At 55.6% G+C, this 15,146-nt stretch carries 15 protein-coding genes; 6 read left to right on the forward strand and 9 right to left on the reverse strand.

Annotated features, from left to right (window positions below; genetic code table 11):
• The first annotated feature begins 17 nt into the window (after positions 1 to 17).
• The 4 genes from ACN0UH_RS14505 (at position 18) to ACN0UH_RS14520 (ending at position 2,791) form a co-directional block, all read left to right on the forward strand.
• On the forward strand, positions 18 to 467 hold the full coding sequence (locus ACN0UH_RS14505; RefSeq protein ID WP_417662717.1) for a tellurite resistance TerB family protein: 450 nt from the start codon (positions 18 to 20) through the stop codon (positions 465 to 467).
• A 46-nt stretch (positions 468 to 513) separates the two neighbouring features.
• The gene (locus ACN0UH_RS14510) at positions 514 to 1,512 is read left to right on the forward strand and encodes a TerC/Alx family metal homeostasis membrane protein (RefSeq protein ID WP_417662760.1); all 999 of its coding nucleotides are present in this window, start codon (positions 514 to 516) and stop codon (positions 1,510 to 1,512) included.
• 36 nt (positions 1,513 to 1,548) lie between these two features.
• A complete protein-coding gene (locus tag ACN0UH_RS14515) occupies positions 1,549 to 2,124 on the forward strand; it encodes a TerD family protein (RefSeq protein WP_417662718.1) in 576 nt (191 codons plus the stop codon).
• 88 nt (positions 2,125 to 2,212) lie between these two features.
• On the forward strand, positions 2,213 to 2,791 hold the full coding sequence (locus ACN0UH_RS14520) for a TerD family protein (protein WP_417662719.1): 579 nt from the start codon (positions 2,213 to 2,215) through the stop codon (positions 2,789 to 2,791).
• A gap of 139 nt (positions 2,792 to 2,930) precedes the next feature.
• Here the strand turns inward: ACN0UH_RS14520 and ACN0UH_RS14525 are convergent, their stop codons facing one another.
• The 7 genes from ACN0UH_RS14525 to gcl form a co-directional block, all read right to left on the reverse strand.
• On the reverse strand, positions 2,931 to 3,770 hold the full coding sequence (locus tag ACN0UH_RS14525) for an ion transporter (RefSeq protein ID WP_417662720.1): 840 nt from the start codon (positions 3,768 to 3,770) through the stop codon (positions 2,931 to 2,933).
• A gap of 101 nt (positions 3,771 to 3,871) precedes the next feature.
• Positions 3,872 to 4,792: an urea transporter gene (locus ACN0UH_RS14530; RefSeq protein WP_417662721.1), complete on the reverse strand. Its 921-nt coding sequence runs from the start codon at positions 4,790 to 4,792 to the stop codon at positions 3,872 to 3,874.
• Positions 4,793 to 4,961: 169 nt separating this feature from the next.
• On the reverse strand, positions 4,962 to 6,377 hold the full coding sequence (gene pyk, locus ACN0UH_RS14535) for a pyruvate kinase (protein ID WP_417662722.1): 1,416 nt from the start codon (positions 6,375 to 6,377) through the stop codon (positions 4,962 to 4,964).
• Positions 6,377 to 7,648: a glycerate kinase type-2 family protein gene (locus ACN0UH_RS14540; protein ID WP_417662723.1), complete on the reverse strand. Its 1,272-nt coding sequence runs from the start codon at positions 7,646 to 7,648 to the stop codon at positions 6,377 to 6,379. The genes pyk and ACN0UH_RS14540 overlap by 1 nt, the downstream gene beginning before the upstream one ends.
• 389 nt (positions 7,649 to 8,037) lie before the next feature.
• Positions 8,038 to 8,928 carry a 2-hydroxy-3-oxopropionate reductase gene (locus tag ACN0UH_RS14545; protein ID WP_417662724.1) on the reverse strand — a complete coding sequence of 297 codons (891 nt, stop codon included), beginning with the start codon at positions 8,926 to 8,928 and terminating at the stop codon, positions 8,038 to 8,040.
• An 11-nt stretch (positions 8,929 to 8,939) separates the two neighbouring features.
• The gene (gene hyi, locus ACN0UH_RS14550; protein WP_417662725.1) at positions 8,940 to 9,722 is read right to left on the reverse strand and encodes a hydroxypyruvate isomerase; all 783 of its coding nucleotides are present in this window, start codon (positions 9,720 to 9,722) and stop codon (positions 8,940 to 8,942) included.
• Positions 9,723 to 9,779: 57 nt separating this feature from the next.
• On the reverse strand, positions 9,780 to 11,555 hold the full coding sequence (gene gcl, locus ACN0UH_RS14555; RefSeq protein WP_417662726.1) for a glyoxylate carboligase: 1,776 nt from the start codon (positions 11,553 to 11,555) through the stop codon (positions 9,780 to 9,782).
• 321 nt (positions 11,556 to 11,876) lie between these two features.
• Here gcl and ACN0UH_RS14560 point away from each other — a divergent pair, with 321 nt between their 5' ends.
• Positions 11,877 to 12,317 carry a GlcG/HbpS family heme-binding protein gene (locus ACN0UH_RS14560; RefSeq protein WP_417662727.1) on the forward strand — a complete coding sequence of 147 codons (441 nt, stop codon included), beginning with the start codon at positions 11,877 to 11,879 and terminating at the stop codon, positions 12,315 to 12,317.
• A 43-nt stretch (positions 12,318 to 12,360) separates the two neighbouring features.
• On the opposite strand, the gene ACN0UH_RS14565 is transcribed toward ACN0UH_RS14560, so the two are convergent.
• The gene (locus ACN0UH_RS14565) at positions 12,361 to 13,317 is read right to left on the reverse strand and encodes a LysR family transcriptional regulator (RefSeq protein WP_417662728.1); all 957 of its coding nucleotides are present in this window, start codon (positions 13,315 to 13,317) and stop codon (positions 12,361 to 12,363) included.
• Positions 13,318 to 13,428: 111 nt separating this feature from the next.
• Between ACN0UH_RS14565 and ACN0UH_RS14570 the strand changes: the two genes are divergently transcribed.
• Positions 13,429 to 14,184, forward strand: a complete 756-nt coding sequence (locus tag ACN0UH_RS14570) for a sulfite exporter TauE/SafE family protein (protein ID WP_417662729.1) — start codon at positions 13,429 to 13,431, stop codon at positions 14,182 to 14,184.
• Here ACN0UH_RS14570 and ACN0UH_RS14575 read toward each other — a convergent pair.
• Positions 14,174 to 15,028 (reverse strand): LysR substrate-binding domain-containing protein, encoded by an 855-nt coding sequence (locus ACN0UH_RS14575; RefSeq protein WP_417662730.1) that lies wholly within the window; start codon positions 15,026 to 15,028, stop codon positions 14,174 to 14,176. The two genes, ACN0UH_RS14570 and ACN0UH_RS14575, sit on opposite strands and share 11 nt — an antisense overlap.
• Positions 15,029 to 15,146 lie beyond the last annotated feature (118 nt).

The following is a 15,146-nucleotide window of genomic DNA, read 5'->3' on the forward strand; positions in this document are numbered from 1 at the left end:
TGTTGAGGAGAACTCAAATGCTCGAGTGGCTGAAAACAAACGCGACAGCGGCACGTGACAAGCTGACTACTGAGGTCAGCAAGTTTCGTAATCAAAAATTCATGGATGCGACTACTGCAGGCTGTGCACTAGTTGCGGCAGCCGATGGTGATATTTCCTCGGCGGAAAAATCCAAGATGGTCGGGTTTATTACTAACTCGCCTGAGTTGAAAGTCTTTGAGCTCAAAGATGTGATCAACTCATTCAACGATCACTGTGCCAAGTTCGAGTTCGATCAACAGATCGGTCGTGCTGAAGCATTGAAAGTGGTTGGCAAGCTCAAGGGCAATGATGGCGCGGCTCGCCTTTTGGTTCGCGTGGTCTCTGCCGTTGGTGCATCTGATGGCAACTTCGATGACGACGAGAAAGCGGTTTGTCGCCTGATATGCCTTGAGCTGGATCTCAATCCAGCTGATTTCGACCTTTAAAGGAACTCTACACGTGGAAACACAAATCGGATTCCCACCGCTGACTATGGCGGTTTTCGTGGGGATCGCTGTTGGTGCGCTTCTCCTCGATATGATTACCCATCGTGGTGACAAGCCAATTTCACTGACCAAGGCATCTGTCTGGTCGGTGTTCTGGATTGCAATCTCGCTGGCTTTTGCTGGCTTCCTCTACGTCCAGCACGGCCCTGAAGTTGCAAGCCTGTTCGTCACCGGCTACGCCCTTGAGAAAGTCTTGAGCGTGGACAACCTGTTCGTGTTCATGGCGATCTTCGCCTGGTTCAAAGTGCCAGATGGCCTGCGCCACCGGGTACTTTACTGGGGCATCATTGGCGCTATCGTGTTCCGCGGCATCTTCGTTGCAATCGGTACCGGGCTGCTCGCATTTGGTCCCTGGGTCGAGATCGTATTTGCCCTTATCGTAGCCTGGACTGCGGTGATGATGTTGCGCGCTGGTGGTGATGATGAGGAAGAAGAGGATTACTCCAAGCACATGGCGTATCGCTTCGCCCAGAAGCTATTTCCAGTGTGGCCGAAGTTGTATGGCCACAACTTCTTCGTCAGCCGCAAAAAGCTCGAAGTAGAACTGCAGAAGCCTGAAAACGCAGGCATGTCTCTGGCCGCTAAAGGCACGATTTTCGCGACTCCGCTGTTTCTGTGCCTGGTGGTTGCGGAAGTGTCCGATATCTTGTTTGCATTTGACTCTGTGCCTGCGGTGATTGCTGTCAGCCGTGAACCGTTGATCGTTTATTCGGCGATGCTGTTTGCAATCCTGGGTTTGCGCACCATGTACTTTGTACTGGAAGCACTGAAACGTTACCTGGTTCATCTGGAGAAAGCGGTCATCGTGCTGCTGTTCTTTATCGCAGTTAAGCTCGGCTTGAATGCGACTGACCATATGTTCCATCACGGTTACACCATCGACGCCAACACCAGTTTGATGATCGTCATGATTGTCTTGGTCATCGGTGTCGTTGCCAGCTGGATCTTCCCCGGAAAGGAAGAAGTACAGCCTGAAAACAACTGAGCAACAGTATTAACCATCCATTAAGGAGCTTTACCCATGGCACTGACTCTTCAAAAAGGCGGTAACCTGTCACTCACCAAAACCGATGCGAGCTTGACCAAGCTGCTGATCGGCCTGGGTTGGGATCCACGCGCCACCGATGGCGCTGATTTTGACCTTGATGCCAGCGCCTTCCTGCTAGGTGCGAACGGCAAGGTACGCGGCGATGCTGACTTCATTTTCTACAACCAGCTGAAGAGCCAGGATGGCTCTGTTGAGCACACCGGTGACAACCGCACGGGTGCCGGTGATGGCGATGACGAAGTGTTGAAAGTTGACCTGAGCCGTGTCGCAGCTGATGTCGATAAAATTGCCTTTGTCGTGACCATCCACGATGCCGATTCGCGTAAGCAGAACTTTGGTCAGGTTGGCGGTTCGTTTATTCGCGTCGTCAACGAGGTGACAAGTGCTGAAGTCGTGCGTTATGACTTGGCTGAAGATGCTTCGACCGAAACCGCAATGGTTTTCGCAGAGCTGTATCGCAACAACGGTGAGTGGAAATTCCGCGCCGTTGGCCAAGGTTTCGCCGGTGGCCTGAAAGCGCTGGCCAACTCCTATGGCATGAACTTCTAAATGCCCGATGACTCGCTGGCGCCTATATAGCGCCAGCCGGTTTTACCTTTCAAATCAAACTCGAATTTATTGCGCAAGGAATCTGCAAATGGCTATTAGTCTGTCCAAAGGCGGAAACGTCTCGCTGTCCAAAGAAGCACCAGGGTTGAGCGAAGTAGTGGTTGGCCTGGGCTGGGATCCACGCGTTACCGATGGCTCGCCATTCGACCTCGACGCGTCGGTTTTTATCGTCGGTGAGAACGGCAAGGTTCTCGATGACACGGGTTTCATTTTCTACAACAACAAAAAATCCGCCGATGGCTCGGTTGAGCATATGGGCGACAACCAGTCGGGTGAAGGCGAGGGTGATGATGAACAAGTCACCGTCAAACTCAACGGCCTGGCTGCTGCTGTCAAGAAGCTGGTTTTCGCGGTGACCATCCATGAAGCGGATCAGCGCAAGCAGAATTTCGGCCAGGTTGCCAATGCTTACATTCGCGTAGTGAACAAAGCTGACGGTAAAGAGTTGGCGCGTTATGACCTGAGCGAAGATGCATCGACCGAAACTGCGATGATCTTCGGCGAAGTGTATCGTGCAGGCGAAGAGTTCAAGTTCAAGGCAATCGGCCAGGGTTTCGCAGGTGGCTTGAAGCCATTGGCTGAAGCCCATGGCGTCAGCATCGCCTAAACCGCACGGCTGAACTGCAACAGTTCAACCATTGTTTGCAGGTTTCGTCCGCTGAAACCTGCAGACTGGATACTTCGTTTCGAGCACAGTGTTAAACAGCCCGGTTTAATACTGGTCACTCTTAAGTCACCTTGATCAATTACCCTGCCGGATCCCCGCCGCGTGGGTACAACGGGTTGCCGCAGCGGTTGCAGAACGCTGCATGGGGCTCGTGTGTGTCTTTCTTGCAGCTTGGGCATTCCCGCTCCAGTAATTCGCCACCATGCATGGCGCTGGCCAACTCAGCAGTGAAAATCCCGGTAGGCACGGCAATAATTGAATAACCGGTGATCATCACCAAGGTCGACAGAAACTGCCCCAATACTGTCTTCGGGACAATATCGCCAAAGCCGACGGTGGTAAGGGTGACCACCGCCCAGTAGATGCCTTTTGGAATGCTGGTAAAGCCGTGCTCGGGGCCTTCAATCACGTACATCAGGGTGCCGAACACCGTGACCAATATGGCGATGCATGAGAAGAACACGATGATCTTCTGTCTGCTGCCGCGCAATGCGGTCATCAAGAAGTTGGCTTGGCGTAAGTAGGGGCTGAGCTTGAGAACCCTGAAGACCCGCATCATGCGGATCACGCGGACGATAAGCAGGTATTGCGCGCTGGGGAAGAATAGCGTCAACAAGCCGGGCAGAATGGCCAGCAGATCAATCAAACCATAGAAGCTGAAGATATAACGCAGCGGTTTGGGTGAGCAGTAGATCCGCACCAGGTACTCGATAGCAAACAAGGCTGTGAACATCCACTCCAGCCCAGACATCCAGGCGCTGTATTGGCTGTGTACGGCTTGGATGCTGTCGAGCATTACCACGATAAGGCTGGCGAGAATGGTGACCAGCAGAATGTTGTCGAAACGTTGTCCGGCCAGGGTGTCGGTAAAGAAAATGATCCGATAGATCCGGCGGCGCAAACTCAATGTGTTTTCCATGTGCTGCTGGCGTGCTCCCTTGTTGGCGATGATCGTCGCGTTGTAAAACGCGTGTCAGCCTAGGGAGTTTAGCCTGCTTGATGCAAGTGTTGCGCGCAAGGCTATGGCTTAGCCTTGCGCGGGGCTGTTTGAGCGGCACTTTGTTTGATCAGACGCTGGCTTGCACTGATTAGCCAACAGGCGAGAATAAACGGCATGGTCAGTGCCGGAAGGCCAAGTGAGCTGAAGCCCGGCTGCAAGCCAAGAGCAATGATAATCGCCAGCAACGGCAACCATATTCGGCGGTTAACCTGGCTTACGGCAATCGCAGCTAAAACAGCGTTGTAGCCATACAGACCGGCAAGGGCGCTGTGTTGCTCCCAACCTTGATAAAGGGCAAAACCAAGGCCGAAGGCTGAGCCGACTAACCCCCAGACGGCGGCTCGGGTGTCCGCGACAAATAGGCCAAGTAACAGGCATAAACCGGACAGCGGTCGTTCAATAAACAGCACTTGCCCCAGCCCACGGGCCATTGCCGCCAAACTGTTGATCAGGTCAAGCTGTTGCGACTCGAGCATAGCGCTTGGCTGCAGCTGCAACTGCAAAGGCGTCGCCAGTTCGAGCAATAGCCAACTGAGTGCGACAAAGGGGAAGGTGAAGGCAGGCAGCCATTGGCGAGTACGCATCCGCGCCAACCACGGGGCAAGTATCAGGCTCGACAGGCCTGCGCTGACGATAATCAGCAACGGCACGCTCGCCGACCATTGAAACTGCATGCTGATCAGCATGCCCAGCAGTACGCCGTTGTAGCCATACAGACCTTGCTCGATGTCAGCGCTGGCATAGCCGCGACGTTGTGCAGTGAGCGTGCCGGTTAAAGCGCCGAGCAGCGCGCCGCCAAGCAGTTCTGGTGCGCCAACTGCGATGCCCAGCAAAATCAGCAGGCCACAACCCGGATCGTTTTGCAGGAATACTTGGCTGAAGCCGCTTAATAATGCTCTGAAGCCGCGCAGGGCTGGCGTTGGGAGTGGCCGGGTGGGCATCTGTTAACCGCTTGGATGAGTTTGCTGTTAAATCAAAAAACGCCCGCAGTTGCAGCTGCGAGCGTTCGGTATTCTTGTTTGTGCGGCTTGTCAGTCTTAGGTGAACATCCCTGTCCGGTGGAGCCTTAAGGTGTCCTTCCCTTGAGGCGCCGTGAAGCAAATAGCGTTGTTAGTGAAGGGTTTCTATTCGCAGGCTGTTGGTGCTGCCAGGTTGGCCGAACGGTACGCCAGCGGTAATCACCACGGTATCACCGCGCTTGGCCATGCCTTGCGCTTGAGCGATTTCGAGTGCGGTGCTGGTGATTTCCTCGACCTTGTGCAAGCGCTCGTTGACTACCGAGTAGATGCCCCATGCAACGGTTAAGCGGCGCGCAGTATTAAGATTCGGGGTGAGGCTCAGAATCGGTGACTTTGGCCGCTCACGTGAGGCGCGCAGGCTCGATGCGCCAGACTCGGTGTAGTTGACCAAGGTGGCGACTGGCAAGATAGCGTTGATGCGCCGAATTGCGCAGCTGATTGCATCCGATGCGGTGGCTTCCGCATGGGGGCGGCTGACGTCCAGCTGGGCTTGAAAGTCAGGACCATTTTCAACCTGGCGGATGATTTTACTCATCATGCTGACCGCTTCCATCGGGTAATCACCCGAGGCGGTTTCAGCCGAGAGCATTACCGCATCTGTACCTTCGGCGACAGCATTGGCAACGTCGGTGACTTCAGCGCGCGTGGGAGCAGGAGAGAAGCGCATGGATTCGAGCATCTGCGTGGCGACCACGACCGGACGCCCCAGTTGGCGGCAGGTGCGGATAATGTCTTTCTGGATACGCGGCACATTTTCAGCCGGTACTTCAACGCCCAAGTCGCCGCGCGCAACCATGATCGCATCGCACAGCTTGGCGATTTCTTCGAGATGTTCGACCGCCGAGGGCTTTTCGATTTTAGCCATCAGGAAGGCTTTGTCCTTAATCAGTTCGCGTGCTTCGATGATGTCTTCCGGGCGTTGCACGAAAGACAGCGCCACCCAGTCGACACCCAACTCAAGGCCGAAGCTCAGGTCGCGACGGTCCTTCTCGGTCAGCGGGCTCAACTGCAATACTGCTTCGGGTACGTTTACCCCTTTGCGGTCACTCAATTCGCCGCCGGCAATCACCTTGGTGTCCACTGCATCGGCGTGTTTGGCCGTTACTTGCAGACGCAGGCGGCCGTCATCAAGCAGCAGGCTCATGCCCGGTTGCAGGGCTTCGATGATTTCCGGGTGCGGCAGGTTTACCCGTTGGGCTGTACCCGGCGTTTTGTCCAGGTCAAGACGCAAGCTGTCACCACGTTGCAGCATGACCTTGCCGTCGGCGAAACGACCGACACGCAGTTTCGGGCCTTGCAGGTCCATGAGAATGCCGATCGGGTAATTCAGTTGCTTTTCGACTTCGCGAACCCAGTTGAAGCGCTCGGCATGATCAGCATGCTCGCCGTGGCTGAAGTTGAGGCGGAACAAGTTGACGCCTGACTCGACCAGTTGACGAATATCGTCAATGCCTTTGATGGCCGGGCCCAGTGTTGCGAGGATTTTTACGTTCTTGTCAGGTGTCATTATTCATTGCTCTCAAGAATCAAAATAGCGCGAAAGTCATTCACGTTGGTGCGAGTTGGCCCGGTCATGATCAATTCATCGAGCGCCGCGAAGTAGCCGTAACCATTGTTGTTATCCAGCTCGTCACTGGCGCTGAGGTTTTGTAAGCCTGCGCGGGTGTAGCTGAAAGGCGTCATGATGGCGCCGGCGTTGTCTTCGGAGCCGTCGATGCCGTCGGTGTCACCCGCGATGGCATATACGCCCGGCATGCCTTTGAGGCTGTCGGTTAGGCTGAGTAGAAACTCCGCATTGCGCCCGCCACGGCCGTTGCCGCGCACAGTGACTGTGGTTTCCCCGCCGGACAAGATGATGCACGGCGCTTTGATCGGCTGGCCGTGCAAGCGGATTTGCTTGGCGATCCCGGCATGGACCTTGGCCACTTCGCGGGATTCACCTTCAAGGTCACCCAGAATCAACACTGGGAAACCGGCGGACTCAGCCTTTGCGGCTGCGGCGTCGAGGGATTGTTGCGGCGTGGCGATTAACTGAAAGTGGCTGCGAGCAAGGCAAGGGTCGCCGGGCTTGACTGTTTCAGAGCGTGGGTCTTGCAGCCATTGGCGAACATTGGCGGGAATCTCAATGCTGTAACGGGCCAGAATCGCCAATGCTTCGGCGCTGGTGCTGGGGTCTGCAACCGTTGGGCCTGAGGCGATGACCGTGGCTTCATCACCGGGCACATCGGAAATCGCATAGGTATTGACTGTGGCTGGCCAGCAGGCTTTGGCCAAGCGGCCGCCTTTTATAGCGGAAAGGTGCTTGCGCACGCAGTTCATCTCGCCAATAGTCGCGCCTGATTTGAGCAGGGCTTTGTTGATCGCCTGTTTATCTTGCAGGGTAATGCCTTCAGCGGGCAGGGCGAGCAGGGAAGAGCCACCGCCGGAGAGCAGGAAAATAACCCGATCGCTTTCAGTCAGGTTGCTGACCATCGCCAGTACGCGCCTGGCGACACGTTCGCCAGCGTCATCCGGGACCGGGTGCGCAGCCTCAACCACTTCAATTTTTTTACAGTTGGCGCCGTGCTCGTAGCGCGTCACGACCAGTCCTGAAACCTCGCCTTGCCACTCACGCTCGATCACCTCGGCCATGGCTGCGGCTGCTTTGCCTGCGCCGATTACAATCACTCGGCCGCTGCGGTCAGCGGGTAAATGGTCGGCCAGCACGTGACGCGGATGGGCAGCGTCGATGGCGGTGTTAAAGAGCTCACGCAACAGGTTTTGCGGGTCGATGGACATGGCAGACTCTCTTATTTCTAAGGGGCGAATTTGTTGTCGTTAGAGTGTTTAAGCTTTTGCGCGTACGGTTTTGTCGATTGCAGTCCGCAGGCGTCATTCAAGACGACTCTGGATTGGAATCGACCCTCCCGGTTTGCAGGCCGTGACACCGCGCCCCGGGGAGGTCGAAAGGGTCAGGCGACTTGTCCAACCTACCTTGGACGCACCGCCTGATTTGTTGCTCTGTTGCCAAGCCCTGAGCGGGGAAGTTTTACCTTGTCCCGCCCAAGGGTGCAGATGTTGCTTTCGTAGGGTGGGTGACGCTTTTTCAGCCACCATTTGTGACAACGGATATTCGAATTGCCATGCATTGCGGTGGACAAGCTTCGCGTTGTCTCACCCTACGGGCATTACTTGTCGCGGATCGAGAAGTTGGCCATGTGCTCCAGGCCTTTAACCAGCGCGGAGTGATCCCAGTTGCTGCCGCCGATAGCCGCGCAGGTGCTGAACACTTGCTGGGCGTTGGCGGTGTTTGGCAGGTTAAGGCCCAACTCGCGTGCGCCAGCCAAAGCCAAATTAAGGTCTTTCTGGTGCAGGCTGATGCGGAAGCCCGGATCAAAGGTGCCTTTGATCATGCGTTCGCCGTGTACTTCGAGAATCTTCGAACCGGCAAAGCCGCCCATCAGTGCTTCACGCACCTTGGCTGGGTCTGCGCCGTTCTTGGCAGCAAACAGCAAGGCTTCAGCAACCGCCTGAATGTTCAGCGCGACGATGATCTGGTTAGCCACTTTTGCAGTCTGGCCGTCACCATTGCCGCCAACGCGGGTGATGTTTTTACCCATCGACTGGAACAACGGCAGGACACGTTCGAAGGCTTTTTCACAGCCGCCGACCATGATCGACAAGGTGGCTGCCTTTGCGCCAACTTCACCGCCGGACACTGGCGCGTCCAGATACGCTGCGCCAGTCGCTTTGATTTTTTCAGCGAAGGTTTTGGTCGCGCTTGGCGAGATCGAGCTCATGTCGATCACGACTTTGTTTGGACCCACACCATCAGCAACGCCATCTTCGCGGAACAGCACGTCTTCAACATGCGGGGTGTCTGGAACCATGACGATGATGAATTCAGCTTCTTGCGCTACTTCTTTTGGGTTGGCCAGCGCTATAGCGCCTGCAGCGACCAAGTCAGCGGGGGCTTCGTCGTGGTGAGTTGAAAGAAACAATTGATGACCTGCTTTTTGCAGGTTTTCGGCCATGGGCTTGCCCATGATGCCAGTACCGAGAAATCCGATTTTAGCCATGACAGTGCTCCTTAAATTGCGTTATGCGCTTTCATCCAGCCGAGGCCGGCAGCGGTGGTGGTGGCTGGCTTGTATTCACAGCCAATCCAACCCTGGTAGCCAATGCGGTCCAGGTGTTCGAACATGAAGCGGTAATTGATCTCGCCCGTGCCCGGCTCGTTGCGGCCCGGGTTGTCGGCCAGCTGTACGTGGTTGATCACAGCAAGGTTGTCGCTCACGGTGCGGGCCAGATCGCCTTCCATGATTTGCATGTGATAGATGTCGTATTGCAGGTACAGATTGCTGCTGCCGACTTTGTCGCGAATCGCCAAAGCCTGGGCCGTGGTGTTCAGGTAGAAGCCTGGAATGTCGCGGGTGTTGATCATTTCCATGACCAGCTTGATTCCGGCGTCAGCCAGTTTTTCGGCGGCAAACTTTAGGTTGTCGACAAAGGTTTGCTCGACTGTTGCGCAGTCATAACCTTGCGGACGAATACCGGCTAAGCAGTTGATCTGGCTGTTGCCCAGTACTTTTGCGTAGGCAATTGCGGTGTCGACACCGGCGCGGAACTCTTCAACTCGATCCGGGTGGCAGGCTATGCCGCGCTCACCTTTAGCCCAGTCACCGGCAGGTAAGTTGAACAGCACTTGTTCGAGCTTGTTGTTGTCGAGTTCGATTTTGATATCGCCAGCAGCGAAGTCGTACGGAAACAGGTATTCAACACCGCTGAAACCCGCGTCGGCGGCAGCAGCGAAACGATCCATGAAGTCCACTTCAGTGAACAACATGGACAAATTGGCAGCGAAACGAGGCATAAATGTCTCCTCTGGATTGGCTCCCTCTCTGGTGGAAGAGGGAGGTTTTGATCGGTTTTAGTCGAGCATGGAGATGGCGGTCGGCGCGTCAGCACCACGGGCAGCCAGTTCTTCAAATTCGTTAATCGCGTTGATTTCAGTGCCCATGGAAATGTTGGTTACACGCTCCAGAATCACTTCAACCACAACCGGTACGCGGTGCTCTTCCATCAGCGCTTTGGCTTTGGCGAAGGCAGCCTGCAAGTCGTTAGGCTCGAACACGCGGATGGCTTTACAGCCCAAGCCCTCAACCACTGCAACGTGGTCGACACCGTAACCGTTGAGTTCTGGGGCGTTGATGTTCTCGAACGCCAACTGCACGCAGTAATCCATCTCAAAGCCGCGCTGTGCCTGACGAATCAAGCCCAGGTAGGAGTTGTTCACGACTACGTGGATATACGGCAGGTTGAATTGCGCGCCGACGGCCAGTTCTTCAATCATGAACTGGAAGTCATAGTCGCCAGACAGGGCGACAATGTTGCGGCTTGGGTCAGCCTTGGCCACGCCCAATGCAGCCGGAACGGTCCAGCCGAGCGGGCCCGCTTGGCCACAGTTGATCCAATGGCGCGGTTTGTAGACATGCAAGAACTGCGCGCCGGCAATTTGTGACAAACCAATGGTGGTGACGTAGCAGGTGTCTTTGCCGAAAAACTCGTTCATCTCTTCGTATACGCGCTGCGGTTTTACCGGCACGTTTTCGAAGTGAGTCTTGCGCTGCATGGTGCGCTTGCGCTCGCGGCATGCATCAACCCAAGCGCTGCGATCTTTCAGTTTGCCAGCGGCTTTCCACTCGCGGGCAACTTCGAGGAATGCATCAAGCGCTGCGCCTGCATCCGAAACAATGCCTAGATCTGGGTTGAATACACGACCGATTTGCGTCGGTTCGATATCGACGTGGATGAATTTGCGGCCCTCGGTATACACCTCAACGGTGCCGGTGTGGCGGTTAGCCCAGCGGTTACCGATACCGAATACCAAATCGGATTCCAGTAGCGTGGCGTTGCCGTAGCGGTGCGAGGTTTGCAGGCCAACCATGCCAACCATCAATTTGTGGTCGTCCGGGATCGAACCCCAGCCCATCAATGTCGGGATAACCGGCACACCAGTCAGCTCGGCAAATTCGACCAGTTTGTCAGCCGCGTCAGCATTGAAAATACCGCCGCCTGCAACCAGTAACGGGCGATCCGCTTCGTTGAGCATGCTCAGGGCTTTTTCAGCTTGTACGCGAGTGGCCGCTGGCTTAGCCAGAGGCATTGGCTCATAAGCGTCGATATCAAATTCGATCTCGGCCATTTGTACATCAAACGGCAGGTCGATCAGCACGGGGCCGGGGCGACCTGAGCGCATTTCATAAAAGGCTTTCTGGAACGCACGTGGCACTTGGCCAGGCTCCATTACCGTGGTCGCCCATTTGGTCACAGGCTTGACGATGCTGGTGATATCAACGGCCTGGAAATCTTCTTTGTGCATACGCGCACGCGGCGCTTGGCCGGTGATGCACAGAATCGGGATGGAGTCAGCGCTGGCTGAGTACAAGCCAGTCACCATGTCAGTACCTGCTGGGCCTGAAGTGCCGATACACACGCCGATGTTGCCAGCGTTGGTGCGGGTGTAGCCTTCGGCCATGTGCGAAGCACCTTCGACGTGACGGGCCAGGACGTGGTCAATGCCACCCACTTTGTTCAGCGCTGCGTACAGCGGGTTGATGGCAGCGCCGGGGATGCCAAACGCGGTGTCAACACCTTCGCGACGCATCACCAGTACGGCGGCCTCAATTGCTCTCATTCTGGCCATTTCTTGTGCCTCTTTTATTGTTAAATTGTATACAAGTTGCTGTGATAGATTCTATTCATGGCATGACTTTCCGGTCAACTATTTTTGGGGGAATAGACGTTTTAAGCGGAATTTCTTTTAAAACAGGTGTTTTAAAGGATGTTTTGGCTATGTTCGTTAGCTGGCTTATTATTTGTATACAAAATACAAATAAATTGTATTTATGTTTTGAGTTTTTTGTATCTGGTGAGATAGTGGTGTGGATTTTTGATTGCCTTGCCCGCACTGCTGGCGTGGTGAGGTGTTTCTTTGATTTTTCACTTCATTAAGGATGGCCTTGCCATGAAGACTTTAACCTTGGATGTCGCAACAACCATTAGCCAACGGGCGCTTGCCATAGCGCGCGAGATCAAAACCGCGCCATTAACGGTTGCCGTTTTGGATGCGGGTGGACACTTGATCAGCTTGCAACGTGAGGACGGCGCCAGTTTGTTGCGCCCGCAGATTGCAGTGGGTAAGGCCTGGGGCGCGCTGGCGCTGGGCAAGGGCTCGCGAGCCATTGCGGTGGACGCGCAACAGCGCCCGACGTTTATTGGCTCGGTGAATAACCTGGCGGATGGTAATCTGGTGCCTGCGCCGGGCGGGGTGCTGATTCGCAGCAGTGGCGGGGAGATTCTCGGTGCAATCGGAATTACCGGCGACACCTCGGATATCGACGAGCAATGTGCGGTTGGCGCTGTTGAGTCGGCAGGTCTGCATGCAGATGCTGGCGCCGCGGCCTAGCGCTGAGCATGGAGCAAACACGTCACTGCATCGGCGTGTTTGCTCAGTGGTGATTGAGGCTGCTGTGCAAGGCTGTATCCCACGGCGGCACGGGGCCAAAACGTGACTTCAGGAACTCGAGTAACAATCGGCTTCGCGAACCGGTTTCACGGTCCAGACGCAGGGCGTAAATACCGCTGGGTTCGGGCGCTGGGAGTCCGCCATCACAGAACAGCGGAACCAGTTCACCGCGTAGCAAATGCTCGCTGATCAACCAGCTTGGCAAGTGGGCGATGCCAAGGCCGGACAGTGCGCTGAACAGCAATGTTTCAGCATTGTTGGCGGTCATGCGCATACGTTGGGGTTTGAAAATATTGAGCTTGCCGTCTTGCTCGAATCGCCAGGCATAGGGCGGCGCCAAACTGTCCCAGTCAAGGCCGTCATGCTCAATAAGCTCGCTGGGTTGGCGCGGAATGCCCCGTTGCGCGAGGTAGTCGGGGCTGGCGCATACTATCCGCACCAATGGCGAAAGCGCAGTGGCCACCAAGCGTGTGTCCTGCAAAGGGCCGATCCGCAAGACCACATCCACTTCACCCAAGTGCGCGCCATGCAGGTCAACAAAACTGTCGATCAGGCGTAACTGCACATCCAGTCCAGGATAGGCCAACAGAAAGTCGGCAATTGCCGGGGCCAAGTGGCGGCGGCCAAAAGGTGAGGGTGCATCAATGCGAATCAGGCCTTCGGGCTCGCTGCTAAGTGATACCGCTTCGGCGCGCGCCAGATTCAGTTCATTGAGAATACGTTTTGCCCGCTCGGCGAAGGCGATACCGGCTGGCGTTACGCGTACCGCATGGGTGGTGCGATTAAACAGGCTGCTGCCCAGCGAGCGTTCCAATGCATCAATCCGTCGGGCGACTGCTGATGGGGTGAGCGGATGGCGTCGTGCAGCAGCCGAAAAGCTGCCCGTTTCGAGCACGTCAAGAAATAGAGTCAGTTGATGGGTCAGGGCGTCGGGATTCATCTCAGGCTCGCTTGTGCGAAGTATGCATAGCCATTGTGCGCTGCTGTGCGTTTCCAGACTAGTAGCAAGGCTATAGCATGTGCGGCACCCTTGAGCGGAACGCAGAGATTTATGAGTCTGTTGGATTTTGCAATTAATGTTGTGTTGGGTGCCATGCTCGGCTCACTTGGCGGTTTGTTCGGTATCGGCGGCGGTTTGATCGCGATTCCTGCACTGGGAATCCTGTTTGGTCTTGATCAGCAATTGGCTCAAGGCACAGGTCTGGTGATGGTCGTGCCCAATGTGTTGTTGGCTCTCTGGCGCTATCACCAGCGCAACCGTATCGATATTCGACATGCCCTGATACTGGCCATCAGCAGTTTTTGTTGCGCGCTGCTGGGTGCTGGCTGGGCAGTCAATATTGATGCTGAGCGCATGCGGGTTGGCTTTATTGTGTTTTTGCTGGCGCTGGCGGCGTATAACGTTTCGCGCTTGTTCTACCGCCCCGTGGCGGGCGGTACTGAACTGCGTCATCCATGGCCGTGGTTGGGCGTGCTGGGTGGCGGCGCGGGTTTGCTTGGCGGCTTGCTTGGGGTGGGTGGTGCAGTGGTGGCCACGCCGGTATTGACCAGTGTATTTGGCACCACGCAGGTGGTCGCTCAAGGATTATCGCTGGCGCTGGCGGCGCCAAGCACTGCGGTAACACTGGTCACTTATGGCTTGCACGACCACGTTGACTGGATGATGGGCTTGCCACTGGCTATCGGCGGTTTGCTCAGTATCAGTTGGGGAGTAAAGCTGGCGCACGCTCTGCCTGAACGGGTGCTGCGCGCCATGTTTGCGGGGTTCCTGGTGATCTGTGCAGTGCTATTGGCGTTTAAAGTTTAAAACCTTCGATGATGTGCTCGGCCAGCGTTTCAGTCACTGGCGAGTGACTCTTGTTATTGCGTAATAAAACGATGCTGGCCATCGGCATTGCAGGCAGACCTTCATGCTCACCGATAATTCGCATGTTCGGGGTGATCAGGCTCTGCAATTGCGCGGTGACTGCAAGCCCTGCACTGACTACCGCCATAATCGCCGACAGGCTCGGGCTGGTGTAGGCGATACGGTATTCCCGTTCACTTGCATCCAGTGCGTTGCAGGCCCATGAGCGGCAAAAGCATTCGGAGTTGAACATCGCCAGCGGCAGCGGTGTCTGCTCATGCGGGTTGAAGCCTTCCGCTTCGGCCCAGACGATCCGTTCTTGGCGCAACAACTGGCCGATTTCAGTACCCGGTTCGCGGGTGACAATGGTCAAGTCCAGGTCCTGGCGTTGGAGCAGTTGGAACGACGGCTCGCAGTGCAGCTCGACTTGGACCAAGGGATAGGCCTGAGCAAAACGCGAGAGAATTCCCGGCATAAAGCGCATTACGTAGTCGTCGGGAGTGCCAATACGCACTGATCCGACCATGTGCGGTTCGCGCAAGGTGGTCATGACTTCGCCATGCAATTTAAGGATCCGCCGTGCATAACCGAGCAGCACCTGGCCCTCAGCGGTGAGGCTGAGCTGGCGGCCGTCACGCTGGAACAACGGGCGCTGCATGACGTCATCCTCAAGGCGCTTCATCTGCATGCTTACCGCTGACTGAGTGCGATTAACTACCTCGGCAGCCCGGGTAAAGCCACCGTAATCGGCAATCGCGACAAAGGTACGCAACAATTCACTGTCGATGCTGGGGTAGTTGGCCATTGATCAATCTCGGAGATGTATTGCATAAGAAACATTCGTTGGATTGATCATAGGTCAAGTTGGAGACTGTCGCTATCCCTAAAGGAGGGCGACAAGATGAAAGCTCAAAAAGGTTACG

The organism is Pseudomonas sp. (assembly GCF_048265905.1).
Taxonomy (GTDB): domain Bacteria; phylum Pseudomonadota; class Gammaproteobacteria; order Pseudomonadales; family Pseudomonadaceae; genus Aquipseudomonas.

Coding starts and splice junctions, on each gene's coding strand:
- ACN0UH_RS14505 (WP_417662717.1), top strand. CDS start 18: ATGCTCGAGTGGCTGAAAACAAACGCGACAGCGGCACGTGACAAGCTG.
- ACN0UH_RS14510 (WP_417662760.1), top strand. CDS start 514: ATGGCGGTTTTCGTGGGGATCGCTGTTGGTGCGCTTCTCCTCGATATG.
- ACN0UH_RS14515 (WP_417662718.1), top strand. CDS start 1,549: ATGGCACTGACTCTTCAAAAAGGCGGTAACCTGTCACTCACCAAAACC.
- ACN0UH_RS14520 (WP_417662719.1), top strand. CDS start 2,213: ATGGCTATTAGTCTGTCCAAAGGCGGAAACGTCTCGCTGTCCAAAGAA.
- ACN0UH_RS14525 (WP_417662720.1), bottom strand. CDS start 3,770: ATGGAAAACACATTGAGTTTGCGCCGCCGGATCTATCGGATCATTTTC.
- ACN0UH_RS14530 (WP_417662721.1), bottom strand. CDS start 4,792: ATGCCCACCCGGCCACTCCCAACGCCAGCCCTGCGCGGCTTCAGAGCA.
- pyk (WP_417662722.1), bottom strand. CDS start 6,377: ATGACACCTGACAAGAACGTAAAAATCCTCGCAACACTGGGCCCGGCC.
- ACN0UH_RS14540 (WP_417662723.1), bottom strand. CDS start 7,648: ATGTCCATCGACCCGCAAAACCTGTTGCGTGAGCTCTTTAACACCGCC.
- ACN0UH_RS14545 (WP_417662724.1), bottom strand. CDS start 8,928: ATGGCTAAAATCGGATTTCTCGGTACTGGCATCATGGGCAAGCCCATG.
- hyi (WP_417662725.1), bottom strand. CDS start 9,722: ATGCCTCGTTTCGCTGCCAATTTGTCCATGTTGTTCACTGAAGTGGAC.
- gcl (WP_417662726.1), bottom strand. CDS start 11,555: ATGGCCAGAATGAGAGCAATTGAGGCCGCCGTACTGGTGATGCGTCGC.
- ACN0UH_RS14560 (WP_417662727.1), top strand. CDS start 11,877: ATGAAGACTTTAACCTTGGATGTCGCAACAACCATTAGCCAACGGGCG.
- ACN0UH_RS14565 (WP_417662728.1), bottom strand. CDS start 13,317: ATGAATCCCGACGCCCTGACCCATCAACTGACTCTATTTCTTGACGTG.
- ACN0UH_RS14570 (WP_417662729.1), top strand. CDS start 13,429: ATGAGTCTGTTGGATTTTGCAATTAATGTTGTGTTGGGTGCCATGCTC.
- ACN0UH_RS14575 (WP_417662730.1), bottom strand. CDS start 15,028: ATGGCCAACTACCCCAGCATCGACAGTGAATTGTTGCGTACCTTTGTC.